General features: G+C 59.1%; 11 protein-coding genes. 7 read left to right on the forward strand and 4 right to left on the reverse strand.

Going from position 1 to position 11,729, the window contains the following annotated elements:
* Positions 1-142: 142 nt before the first annotated feature.
* Positions 143-412 (reverse strand): helix-turn-helix domain-containing protein, encoded by a 270-nt coding sequence (locus QQL28_RS38430; RefSeq protein WP_284274015.1) that lies wholly within the window; start codon positions 410-412, stop codon positions 143-145.
* A gap of 402 nt (positions 413-814) precedes the next feature.
* Between QQL28_RS38430 and QQL28_RS38435 the strand changes: the two genes are divergently transcribed.
* Entirely contained in the window at positions 815-1,522 is a 708-nt protein-coding gene (locus QQL28_RS38435) for a hypothetical protein (protein ID WP_284274016.1), read from the forward strand.
* A gap of 36 nt (positions 1,523-1,558) precedes the next feature.
* Positions 1,559-1,843 (forward strand): helix-turn-helix transcriptional regulator, encoded by a 285-nt coding sequence (locus tag QQL28_RS38440; protein ID WP_284274036.1) that lies wholly within the window; start codon positions 1,559-1,561, stop codon positions 1,841-1,843.
* A gap of 224 nt (positions 1,844-2,067) precedes the next feature.
* On the opposite strand, the gene QQL28_RS38445 is transcribed toward QQL28_RS38440, so the two are convergent.
* On the reverse strand, positions 2,068-4,029 hold the full coding sequence (locus QQL28_RS38445) for an adenylate/guanylate cyclase domain-containing protein (protein ID WP_284274037.1): 1,962 nt from the start codon (positions 4,027-4,029) through the stop codon (positions 2,068-2,070).
* Positions 4,030-4,274: 245 nt separating this feature from the next.
* Here QQL28_RS38445 and QQL28_RS38450 point away from each other — a divergent pair, with 245 nt between their 5' ends.
* The 4 genes from QQL28_RS38450 to QQL28_RS38465 all read left to right on the forward strand — a co-directional run bounded on the left by QQL28_RS38450 (position 4,275) and on the right by QQL28_RS38465 (position 8,304).
* The gene (locus tag QQL28_RS38450) at positions 4,275-4,949 is read left to right on the forward strand and encodes a substrate-binding periplasmic protein (protein ID WP_284274038.1); all 675 of its coding nucleotides are present in this window, start codon (positions 4,275-4,277) and stop codon (positions 4,947-4,949) included.
* Between the two features lie 547 nt (positions 4,950-5,496).
* Positions 5,497-6,483: an ABC transporter substrate-binding protein gene (locus QQL28_RS38455; protein ID WP_284274040.1), complete on the forward strand. Its 987-nt coding sequence runs from the start codon at positions 5,497-5,499 to the stop codon at positions 6,481-6,483.
* A 118-nt stretch (positions 6,484-6,601) separates the two neighbouring features.
* Positions 6,602-7,579, forward strand: a complete 978-nt coding sequence (locus tag QQL28_RS38460) for a ketopantoate reductase family protein (RefSeq protein ID WP_284274042.1) — start codon at positions 6,602-6,604, stop codon at positions 7,577-7,579.
* A 506-nt stretch (positions 7,580-8,085) separates the two neighbouring features.
* Positions 8,086-8,304 (forward strand): hypothetical protein, encoded by a 219-nt coding sequence (locus tag QQL28_RS38465; RefSeq protein WP_284274044.1) that lies wholly within the window; start codon positions 8,086-8,088, stop codon positions 8,302-8,304.
* A 209-nt stretch (positions 8,305-8,513) separates the two neighbouring features.
* On the opposite strand, the gene QQL28_RS38470 is transcribed toward QQL28_RS38465, so the two are convergent.
* Positions 8,514-9,686: an OpgC family protein gene (locus QQL28_RS38470; protein WP_284274046.1), complete on the reverse strand. Its 1,173-nt coding sequence runs from the start codon at positions 9,684-9,686 to the stop codon at positions 8,514-8,516.
* 120 nt (positions 9,687-9,806) lie between these two features.
* Positions 9,807-10,007, reverse strand: coding sequence for a hypothetical protein (locus QQL28_RS38475; protein ID WP_284274048.1), 201 nt, complete (start codon positions 10,005-10,007; stop codon positions 9,807-9,809).
* A gap of 557 nt (positions 10,008-10,564) precedes the next feature.
* Here QQL28_RS38475 and QQL28_RS38480 point away from each other — a divergent pair.
* Positions 10,565-11,551, forward strand: coding sequence for a helix-turn-helix domain-containing protein (locus tag QQL28_RS38480; RefSeq protein ID WP_284274050.1), 987 nt, complete (start codon positions 10,565-10,567; stop codon positions 11,549-11,551).
* The last annotated feature ends 178 nt before the right edge of the window (positions 11,552-11,729 follow it).

Genomic DNA, 11,729 nt, shown 5'->3' on the forward strand with positions numbered 1-11,729 from the left:
GCCCTGCGCGGTCCCGGGAGGACGGACGCGGCCAGGAGCGGATATTCGGGAAGACTCCTACCATATAAAACCGACACGTATTTTTACCGAGTATTCCCGATATTGTCTAACCGGCTGACACAATTGGACAAAATGAGACATCTCATCCCGAATACTCGCGACTTTTCGCGACGAAGATTTCCAGATCAACCCGGGAGATCCGAACAGCACCGCCGAACCGGTGACTCGCAAGTTCGCCGGCAGAGATCCAGCGCCGGATCGATCTAGTGCTCACGTGAAGGACTTCGCCGACCTCTGTGATCGTGAAGAATTTGTCCGACTGATTTCGCGTTCGGTCCGGGCCTTGTCGGCGCACGGCCAAAGGACCGCCCGCAGCGTTGTTTGATTGCTTGTGCTTGCGATGGGCCGGCATTTTTGGACCTCACCCAGTAGGGGCGCGTTTCTGCTCCATCGCAAAACAGCGTCCGAAGCAGCCGCACGATGGCCGCGCTCTTGTGCGCCTCGATTAGTGCTCAGGCTCATCAAGTTCGAGCAGTGCGCGAATGCGCTGCGCCTCGCCACGTTTGATCCGATCTCTTCCGGCAAATCGGACCGTCGCGATGTCGCCTCGGCGGCAGGCGCGCCTGATGACGTGCTCGGGCACGTCGACTGCCCTTGCAAAGGCGGCAATGGTCCAACCGATTCGTGGCGCGCGCTCAGGGCTCTCCGGCTTCATGGGCGGGTTCTCCCTTCCGATGAAGTTCTCATTCTGTACGAGTATCTTTGTTGCGTCTAGGCGAAGGTTACGCTTATATCATAAATAAACGCAACCAAAATGTTGGGACGGATGACAGCTCAGCCTCCAAACCTGTTTTTGAGTTTCTCCACATCGGCATGGCCCGCCGTGCGGGTCGTCGAGACTTATGACATCGATATCAATTGCCACCCCGACCGAGCCCTAAAGCTCGTTGCAACGTTCAAGACAGGGCGCTGCTCCTCCCACACGATGCGCGCCTGCGGCAAGGGCAAGCCTTGGTCGACCACACAGCCACTCGGATTCTGGCGCGATTTCGTCGATCTCGATCTCGACGACGCCGAGGCAGTGATAGCTCTCATTAAAAGACGCGGCGATCCGCTCGGCCACATCGACGGCAAGAATGGCGAGACCGAGAGCGGACTCTGGTTTGGCTTGTGCGGACACCTGCGTAACATGGCAGAGGGATGGGAAGCCGAGGACGCCAATCGCGTCAGTCATCTGACTGATGATCCAGGCCGGTTGAACCATGTGACCCAATGGTGGCGGCACTTCGCGCTACCCCACTATGCCAACGAGATCAGTCTCACCGTCGATCCGCAGGGCAGCACGCTGCCGGCATTGCTGCCGAAAACGCTCGGGGCCTACATGATCCTCTCGGCCGGTAGCGCGTTCGCGCGCAGGTCACCGATGCGCCGCTGCGACCACTGCCATTCGTGGTTCGAGCTTAAGCGAAGCGATGCGCGGTTCTGCACGGCGTCCTGCCGCGCCATGTCCGCAGCAAAATAGAAGGTTGGCAAGAGCGAGCGTTGCAGGAAGTTCGTGATGATCGCAGCGAAACAAGGAGAAGCCGAAGGGATCGGCACCGCGGACAAGTCCGGACCGCGACGCATGCTGAACGAGAAGCAGGTGTTGCAGATTGTCCCTGTGGGGCGCACCACGCTGTATCGGATGGAGAAGGCAGGCCGTTTCCCGCGATCGACTTATATCAGCCCGAACCGAAGGGTTTGGTTCGAGGACGAGATTATCGCCTGGCAAAATGCCGTCGATGAATTCGATCCGAACCGGCGGCGGGGCAAGGGTCGCCGGGCTTCGCCTAATGCGTCGTAGGGCAGCAGCGCTGCTCTTGAGGGCAGAGCAGACACGCGTTGAAGAACCGGAGGATGTCGGTCTTTGGGCCCATTAGCGAAGTGGCGACACGCCTCATTGAGGTCCGTTCAACGGGGCATAGCCGACCGCATTTGCTCACGTTGAGTTCTTCGCATTTTGACCCATAAGAGACATGCGGTGAACCGCCCTCTGGATCACCCAATCCGCGTGGGCAACCGCCTTGATCACTCCGGCAGCCCCGCTTTGCGGAGGCCATCGTCGAATTTCTTCTTCCATAAGAGAAGACGCGCAAGGGGAAGCGGACTATAGGACGGCAACGGTTTTCCCAACAACCAAGCCTGCCATTGAGACATGGTCCGGATAGGGGCTTTGTCGTTCGCCAAATAGCGTAGCATTGTTGCGCGCGCCTCGTCCTCTTGGCCCGCCAGGGCAAGCAGCCCAGACCGCACAAATCCCATGAGTAGAATATCTGGAGCAGCAGTTTCAGCTCGGTCAATCCATAAAAGCGCCTCCTCATAGTCCTGCAACATGCCGAATGCGAGGGCCTTAGCGAGATAAAATGATGGCCATATGGAAGTGGGACCGCGCGGACTGAGCCGCAGCGCCTTGTCGGCATAGGCGATGGCCTGATCCGGCTCACCGACAAAAACGTAGGCCAAGGCCAATCCAGGCTGAAGGGCGCCGGGGACTAACATCTGGGCGCGCTGATAAGAATCAATCGCGTCACGATAGCGTCCGGCTAACAGTAGAACATCGCCTTTGGCCGAGCGAGCCAGGGAGAAGTCCGGGTCGATCTTTATGGCTAAGGAGGCAAGTTCGTCCGCGCGGCGAATATCAGCCTCACGATCGTGGCCCGCAAAAAAGGCAGAGCGTTGGCTGAACTTGACTGACAGCAACGACAGTGCCCGAATGTTCTCAGGGTCGATCTGCAGCGCTTGCTCGCACAGTCGGTAGCCGGAATCGCGTTCCGGCGTCCAAGACACGCGCATTAAGGTTGCGTAGCAGCGCCAAGCGAGGTCCTCCGCATTGGGATTGGCAGCGCGAGTTTGTGCCATCTGCGCTTTGTCTGTGAACAGCTTCACACCGACCGCAAGCGCGATGCGGTTAACAATGGTATCTTGCATCTGCAAGAGATCGGAACGGTTCTCGTCAAACTGATCAGCCCAGAGATGCGCATTGCTCCCGGTATCGATGAGATGGGCACTCACGCGCACCCGGTCGCCACTCGGCTGAACGCTGCCTTCTAGCGCATAGCGCACACCGAGATCCTTGCCGATCTGCTGCACGTTGATTGGCTTGCCCTTGTAAGTGAAAGCAGTTGATCGGGAGATCACGAAACTGTCCCGAAAACGCGAGAGCCCGGTGGTTAGCTCGTCGCTGATGACGTCAGCCAGATAGTCTTGATTCGCATCGCCCGATAGGTTGGCAAAGGGCAGCACGACGATCGAGAAGCGCTCAGACGGCTTTGCCAGCTGGTCTGACAGCTGTACGGGGGCACGGCCGAGGTGGAAGTATAATGCTGCGCCGACACCGGCGGAAATCAGTACGACCGCAGCTCCCATCGCCGTGACGCGCGCGCTCCACCAGGCGCGATGCACGGCCGACGCCGCATTGTGCGGCTGCAAGATTGGCTTGGTAAGTCGCGCACCATCAAGAGCAACTTGGAAGACACTCACTGGCCGTGCGATGTTCTTGAGTTGACGTTCGCCTACATCATCGAAGGTCACATCGAATTTGCCCCGAACCTGCCGGTGCGCGTCATCGGAGATGCAAATGCCACCTGGCTTCGCCAATCCCTCCAGACGCGCCGCCACATTCACGCCGTCGCCGAAAATGTCACCTCGATCGATAATGATGTCGCCGACATTGATGCCGATGCGGAACTCGATGCGCTTCTCATCCGGTACCCCGGCATTGCGCTCGGCCATCCCGCGCTGGACATCAAGTGCGCAGCGCATTGCGTCCACTACGCTGCCAAATTCGGCCAACATCCCGTCTCCGGTGTTCTTGACGACCCGGCCACGATGTTCGGCAACCTTGGGATCGACAAGAGCGCGCAGATGGGCCTGAAGCCGGACGTGCGTGCCCTCTTCGTCCACGCCGGTCAGCCGGCTGTAGCCAGCCACGTCGGCTGCCAGTATGGCAGCAAGCCGGCGTTCGATGCGGTCCTGCCCCGACGTAGCCATGGCCCTGGTCTCCGACGCTCTTTATACACCCTATTGCGGGCCCGTGGATCGCCTCGCCGATAGGGCCTCCCCGGGAGCTAAAACCGCAAAGGCGCCAATCACGGGAATTTTCCGGTTATGGCCCATCAGCGAATTGTCGACAGATATCATTGAGGTCCGTTCAATGGTCCATAGCGGACGAGATTTGCTCAGAGTGAGTTCTGCGATTGACCCATTTCCGACCTCGCCCGTGTTAGGATGCCAAAATGACCGATGAACCTGTCCGGGTTGCTCACGATAGTGGCTTTCCACCGTTTGCCGAGCTCAAGAACGGCAGATCAGAAGGACTGGCGGTGGATATTTTTCGCGCTGTTGTCGCGCGGGCCGGCATTGATGTGAAATTCGTGCCCGTATCCTTCGAGCAGAGACAGCTCACTTTGGCGGACGGCCGTGCTGACGCATACTTTCCTCTCTCGATCACGCCGGAACGTCTGCAATTATTTGATTTCAGCGACGTATTGGTTGTCTCGGGCGCCTCTCTGTTTGTGCGTGCCTCTGATGTCCCTCCCGAAAAACTCGCCGCGCTGGCTGACAAGGTCGTGGTAACGCCGCGGACCGGCCCAGTCGCGCCCTTCATTCAGAAGACAGCGCCAGCAATAAAGTTGGTGGTCACCACAGATTACGAAGAAAGCCTCGGCCGTCTCGTTCGTGGTGAGGCTGCTGCCGCGGCGCTGAGCTATCATGTGGGTTCGCGCATTGCTGATGCGCTCTATCCAGGCCAGGTTCTTAGTTCACCTCACATGTTTCTGGAGCTGCCGTTCGCAGTTGCCGTGACAAAAGGTAAGCGAGCTGAACTGCTCGCGCGTCTAAACGCTGGAATTGCCTCGATACGCGCAGACGGTACATGGCATCAGATCAACGAGCACTGGCGAACGGAATAGCATCAATGTGAATGTCGGCTCAATGGCTCATCGCGTCATTTCGCTGCGCGGCGGAATCTAGTCGCTATCGGAGGATAGCGGACTCTGCCAAGCGTCCGCCTAGGAAATTGATGACCAATCTTAAGCGACCCGCGAGGCACGCCAGCAGTTCTCGGGCGGGGCAAGCCGTTGATTCAGCGCGTCAACGATGCGACCCGGCGCACCCATCGCATCGCCAGCATGCCGCGAGAGGAGATCGCGCCGCGGTCTGGTCAGAACCGAGATCCCGATTCCCGATCGGCGCCGGAGCGAGGCCGCGCTCATAGGGGCGCCTGACATCGAGATTCACCTGCCGCGCGAGTGACCCCAGGCCATCATGACCTGACCGACGAGCCTCCAGCACCGCCGCCAAGTCGCAAGCAGGTCGGGGCATCCCGCCCGCCCGTCAGCCGGGATTGAGTGCGGCCCGGTTCGGTCCGGTTACTGCCGCCCCCTTTTTTCTGCTTGTCGCTCAGACGTTAGATGCTAGCTTGGCGCATTGCACCTGGCGCAGCTCCAGGAGGGAAAATTGCGACGGCGCGAATTTATCTCGCTGATCGGAAGCTTCCTGGCTTCGTTGCCCGGCCCATCCCGCGGGCAGGGCCCGAACAAGTTGGCGCGCATTGCCTATCTCGGTGCGACCAGCCCCTCCACGATTGATCCGCGGCAAATCGAGCAGTTCAGGCGCGGTCTCGTCGATAATGGGCTGGTCGAGGGTCGCAATATCGCGATCGACTATTTTTGGGCGGAAGGCCGGCTGGATCGCCTGCAAACGCTGGCGGACGAGCTGGCGCAGCACGATCTCGACGTGATCATCACCGCCGGCGGACAGGCGGTGCATGCGCTGATGGCGGCACGCGTGAAAACCCCGATCGTGTTCGCCATCTATGGCGATCCAGTTGGTGACGGCGCGGTCGAGAGTCTGGCGCATCCAGGCAAGAACCTGACTGGTCTGTCGATGGCGAATTCGCATCTGGAGAGCAAGCGGCTCGAACTCCTAAAGGAAGCTTATGCGCCGCTGAAGCGCGTGGCAGTGCTGCATGACCCCAGCGCGTCTTCTTCGGCAGCAGTTGTCGCCGATGTGCAATCCGGCGCGCTTGCGTTGGGAATCGAGACGATGATCTTCGAGGCGGCCGACCCCGCGCGGTTTGATGCCATTTTCGCCGAAGCGGTCGATCAGGGCGCTAACGGCGTAGCGGCAATGGCCTCTGCCGTACTCAATTTTCATCACCGGCATTTGTGTGAGCTGGCCATTCAGCATCGGCTGCCTTCTATCTGGGAAGCATCGGGCTATGTCAGGGATGGCGGATTGCTCTCCTATGGCCCGAGCTTTCCCGACATGTACCGGCAAGCCGCCGCTTACATCGCCCGGATTTTGAAGGGAACGAAGGCAAGCGATCTTCCGATCGAGCAACCGGTAAAATTCGAGTTCGCCGTCAACCTCAAAACCGCCAATGCGCTTGGCCTTGCTCTTCCTACTGCGCTGATTAGCCGTGCCGACGAAGTGATCGAATAGAGCTTCTTGCGGTGCATGAGTCTGGAAGTGGCGCCGCCGCGCCACAGGTTGAAGCGAGCTTTTCTGCGCCACAATGATCCACGCCAGCTAGAGCTGAACAATACCGGGAAGAGGAACGATGTCCGACCAGAGCAACCGATCATTCCGTGTCGCGGTTCTCGGAGCCGGTGCGATGGGATCCTTATTCGGGGGCAGTCTCTTCGAGGGCGGAGCAGATGTTACCCTAATCGACCTCGACGTCGCTCATGTCGAATCGATCCGCAAGCATGGCCTTGATGCAGGCGAACGCCGCATTCACGTCCCGGTTCTATTTCCCTCCGAGGTGAATGCGGTCTACGATCTCGTCATCGTCTTCACGAAGGCGATGCACACTAAACAGGCATTAACTGCGCTACGTAGTTCGATCGGCCCAAACACGGCGTTACTGAGCCTCCAAAACGGGCTCGATAACAAGCTTGTTCTCACGGAGTTCGCCGATCCTCGAAATGTGCTGATCGGCATCACAACTTACCCCGCCGATGTCAAGGGGCCCGGTAGAGTCGAATCTCACGGTCGCGGCGTTGCTCGGCTCACGGCGGCAGGCGAACCAGCCTCGCCGACGCTGGACCTCTTACCCGGTCTCTTCGCGCGCAGCGGGCTCAATGCGGTAATCGATCCACATGCCGAAGCGGCGATCTGGGAAAAAGTCGCGTTCAACGCTGCATTGAACGGCCTGTGCGCAATCACCGGGTCAGCGGTGGGTCAAATCGGTGCGCACGCGGAAACGCGGGCGTTGGCTTTTCGGATTGTCTCGGAGGTTTGTACTACGGCGATCGCTTGCGGCTTTGCCCTTGAACGGCAGCATGTGGAAGAGATGCTGGCCGATGCGTTCGCACACCATATCCATCATAAACCTTCTATGCTTCAGGATGTGATCGCAGGTAGACCCACCGAGATCGAGGCGATATGCGGCGCGGTGGTCCGCCGTGCAGACGAGCGTGGCGTAGCAACCCCCGTTACCCGTACGATCCTGGGGCTCGTGCGGCATATCGACTGGAGTGCAGCTACTGCGCGAAGATCGCCCGACCAACTCAGGGGTGATCGTACACAAGACTAGGCTATCAGCGCACCACTGGATTCCGTCGGTTCAGCGGCAAGTGGGGCGGGTGAGGTGGATGCGTCCCGCCCCCCGGTCACCCAGGATTGAGTCCGATCAGGTACTGGTACCGGTTACCGACACTTGTCTTTTCCCCGCGGCGCATACCAGACCCCGATTGGATCATGTCTGACGCGCATCTGCTACCGACTGGCGCGAAACAACAATTAAATGGCGAAGATTCCCAAGAGCTTTGCGCCGGATTCTTGCTAGATCACTGACTGCTGGGATCGTGCAGCCTGCGGGCTACGGCAACCATTTCCAACTGCTTGGTTCAAGTCGGAAGACGCCAGGTAGTCGCTCAATCCGGCAGCGTCTTCGATGTCGAGATGGCTTCCGGTGTTGATCTCATGCGGTTCGAAGGGCAGACGGTCAACCTCCAACTTGAAATCATTACATGGGCCCGCAAGCGGCAACATCACGACCACCTATGACGCGGCCGTCCGAGTCATCGAACGAAGCAATAATTGACGATGTTCACCACTGAGACGGTCGTCCACCTGATCGGAGACCCCTGCCTGAAGTTGTACCGGGCCAAAGGCAAAGGCTATTGGTATTTCGAATTCGATGACCAGCGGCTGTCTGGCACCAAGATGGTGCTGGTGAAGCGGCTCAACGACCTGCCGCTCGATGTATGGTTGAATGAGGGCAGAACATTTGCCGCCGCAATGCGGGCGAAGCGCTAGCGGTAACCGTCGCAGGAGCAATGGTGATCGACGCCTGAACTCCGCCCGAGGTCGCGCGCGTTCATGGAAGATACGGGCGCCTACTATTCCGAGCCTGACGAGCATAGCGTGATCCGAGTATTCCCGGGCGCTTGTCTTGATCGCTGCTTTTGACCCGATTCGGGCGCCGCCGGCAGGACGAGGCCCATCTGCGAGTTTGGGGATTATTCTCACGGCAATCCTATTCTTGATGCAACCTGCTCGGTCGGCTGCTGCGCGCGTTTGATGCTGATCGAGTTCAGCAGCGTCGCGACGACGATCATCACCAGGATTCCAGCAAGACTGAGCAGGATCTGCATCGCAAGCAACTCCGAGAGCAGCGGCAGATGGCTGGCAAGCGCCAGGAGCACGCCGAGGCAATAGATTGGCAGCGAATTCTCGCCACAGCACCTCGCACAGCGCATCGCCGGCGTCGATAGCCCTCGCCAATCCGGAGGAACGAACCATAGCGTCACAATTGCAAGGGCCATAAAATGCAACAGCCGCAACGGACTCAGATTCGATTTGTTCGGCGGGAAAAGGAGGTTCGTCAAAGTTCGGGGGACCAGCGGCTCCAGCGGCTTGATGCTCCAACTCAAAGCGATGATCAGACTGAAAACCAGATAGAGAGCGGCAAGGATAAGCGCCGTGCGCGACGTCACCCACGGCCGGAATCTCTCCCCCTCGATCGCGCACCACGCGCCCAGCACGATCAGAAGCTGCCAAGCCAGTGGATTGAAGAACCAGACGTTGTCGGGCCAGGCTGGCACGCTCCAGCCGAAGAGGTGCACGAGCGCATAAAGCGACAGCGAAAAGCCAAGCGTCACGTTTGGTGCTCGCAGCAGCAGCCACAGCAGCGGGGTGAATAAAACGTGATAAATCACAAAAATCGGCAAGACATCGGTGTTGACAGGACGATATTGCAGGATTGCAGCGTGTGCGAGCGTCGCGCCCGGATGTTCGAACAGAATCCGCGTATTGCTCTCGTCGGCTAGGTGATCGGGGCCCGCGAGGTAGACCAAGATGGTGCAAGCGAGTGTGAGAAGCAGAAATGCGGCATAGATGTCCCATCCCCGCCGCACCGAACGAGCGATCGTGCCGCTCCAGCCCTCGCGCTGTCGTGCGCTGCCGTAGGCCAGCGCGCAGGTCACGCCCGAGATGAACATGAATACTTCGGCGGCATCGCTGAAGCCGTAGTTGCGCAGCGTCAGCCAGCTTCCGATGTTGTTGGGAACATGGTCAAGAAAGATCCACCACAGCGCGATCCCGCGGCAGGCATCGATGCGCAGGTCGCGGCCAGACCGCTTAAACGCCGGCGGAGTCTCGCCGATTACTGGCTTCGAGGTGTGAGTTCGATCGTGCATCTGTTGACCTGTCCGGCGTGCGCGTGCGCCCTCGGTCGGACATAGGTCGATGAGGCGCTCGGGTGCTCCGGGACTCTGCGGAGCGGGGTCCGACCAAGCGGATGCGGTTATGAGTCCCAGCTACCTGATGCTTGTCGCTTCTTTCGTCGCCGCTCCGTCGCCCCAGCCGCTACTGTGATCAGCGGGTTCGGAAGGATCGCCGTCATCGTAAGGCGCTTCCAGGATTTGGTCGTTGGCAACCGGGATCAGAAGCTGCTTTCGCATTTCGGCGAGGCAGGTGCGGCAGTACTCGCGGTAAAGCAGGTCGAATATGGTGGACATGATCGAACCCTCGCTTGATCATCACCGTTGACTCGCGCGCGATAGATTTCGGCCATTTTACCCGCGGCGGAAAATGAACGGTGCCGGAGGGAGTTTGTGTCCGACGAAATCTGATGACCATTCGCGGCCAAGTACGACACGAATCGGTATCAGAGGACGTCGAAGTGCTGCAGAACAGTCTGCACCGCGGATCTTGAGTTCGATCAACCGCGAACAACGAGTAAAGCTGGACTTGCGATTGCAGCTCCCAGCGATATTTGGAAACGGCCCGATGGCAGCAACTTGAAATAGAGCCATCACGGCCACCTCCTCTTCAAGGAGAATTTTGGCGTCACAACGTTCGTAATTACCAAAGGCCTAATTTTCTGGCCGCCACGTGAGCCAGTTCACATCAATGTCGATCTCAGGTGAATGAGACTAGCAGGTACGTGCTGGAGCGTCTTGGACTTCTGCGCATGGCTTAAGAGAATGTCGGTGCGCGAACTGCAAACTACCGATACCGACAGCGGTCTGTTGGAGTCTTTATCCTGAGCTCCTTATTAAGGCTGGAGGTCCCCATGTCTACGGACGCAGCCGAGTTCGTATCGTATCGATTCTTGACGCGTGGGCTTCCGGCGCGGATGCGTATCCCGCTGTGGCGTGAGCACTTTGGGCAAGGCATAGTCCACGTCGATATCGAGCCTCTATCGAACGCTCCGTTTCAGGCCGACGCGACGCTGCAAGCGGTCCGCGGCTTGCGCATGCTCGCCCTGAAGGGCTCCTCCATGCGTTTCAAACGCTCGCAAGCGAGCATTGCTGATGGCGATGACTCGATCGGCTTCATCGTCTGCTCTCCTAGCAGAAGTCAGCTGTCGCAACGCGGCCACGAAATCGAGCTTCGCGCCGGCGATGCAATCGCAATTCTGCATTCGGAAGCCGCCAGTGTCTCCTACGTCGAAGGATTGCTGATCGGTCTAGCGGTGCCGCGCGAGGCGCTTACGCAGCGCGTGACGGATGTCGAAAGCCTCGCTATGCGGCCGATTTCCCGCCGAACCGAGGCGCTCCGACTTCTCATGGCTTATCTGAAGTCGGCATCTAAGGAGGGCGCTCTAGCCGCCCCCAAGCTGCGTGATGCGGTCGTGGCCCACATCCATGATCTCGTGGCGCTCGCAATCGGCGAGCGCGCTCCCCTGGGCGAGAGCAGTGCCAGCGCGGTTGTAGCCGCGCGCCACCGCGCTGTCCTCGACTACATCGCGGCGCATTTTCAGGACCCAGGGCTTAGCCTCGAGATAGTAGCCCGTTGTCAGGGCATTTCACCTCGTTATCTGCAGCGCCTGCTCGCGTCATCGGAAACGTCATTCACTGGACGCGTGAATGAGTTGCGTCTCCAACGGGCGCTCAAGCAGCTAACAGTGCCCCACACTAGCATTCAGCGAATTTCCGACATCGCGCTAGAGGTCGGATTTTCGGATGTTTCGCATTTCAATCGACTGTTCCGGGCTCGCTTCGGCGATTCGCCACGTGGCGTGCGCAGTGCCGGAGGGGCGCATAGCTGTGCTAGGTGACCCCGAAGCGGTCTACGCGTCTACATAGACACCTAGGAAGAGCAGGCAAATGCGCTAGAGTATCAGGGTCTTGGGACATCGGTCTGATGCAAAGTCTGGACCTCGGCGAATGGCTTGAAGGACTTGGGCTTGGCCAATACCGGGCCTTGTTCTCCGATCAGGCGATCGAACGCGACGT

Source organism: Bradyrhizobium iriomotense (genome assembly GCF_030160715.1).
Classification (GTDB): Bacteria; Pseudomonadota; Alphaproteobacteria; order Rhizobiales; family Xanthobacteraceae; genus Bradyrhizobium; species Bradyrhizobium iriomotense.

Bases quoted from the DNA above. Each gene is read 5' to 3' on its own strand.
- QQL28_RS38430 (WP_284274015.1), bottom strand. From the start codon at position 412: ATGCCGGCCCATCGCAAGCACAAGCAATCAAACAACGCTGCGGGCGGT.
- QQL28_RS38435 (WP_284274016.1), top strand. From the start codon at position 815: ATGTTGGGACGGATGACAGCTCAGCCTCCAAACCTGTTTTTGAGTTTC.
- QQL28_RS38440 (WP_284274036.1), top strand. From the start codon at position 1,559: ATGATCGCAGCGAAACAAGGAGAAGCCGAAGGGATCGGCACCGCGGAC.
- QQL28_RS38445 (WP_284274037.1), bottom strand. From the start codon at position 4,029: ATGGCTACGTCGGGGCAGGACCGCATCGAACGCCGGCTTGCTGCCATA.
- QQL28_RS38450 (WP_284274038.1), top strand. From the start codon at position 4,275: ATGACCGATGAACCTGTCCGGGTTGCTCACGATAGTGGCTTTCCACCG.
- QQL28_RS38460 (WP_284274042.1), top strand. From the start codon at position 6,602: ATGTCCGACCAGAGCAACCGATCATTCCGTGTCGCGGTTCTCGGAGCC.
- QQL28_RS38470 (WP_284274046.1), bottom strand. From the start codon at position 9,686: ATGCACGATCGAACTCACACCTCGAAGCCAGTAATCGGCGAGACTCCG.
- QQL28_RS38475 (WP_284274048.1), bottom strand. From the start codon at position 10,007: ATGTCCACCATATTCGACCTGCTTTACCGCGAGTACTGCCGCACCTGC.
- QQL28_RS38480 (WP_284274050.1), top strand. From the start codon at position 10,565: ATGTCTACGGACGCAGCCGAGTTCGTATCGTATCGATTCTTGACGCGT.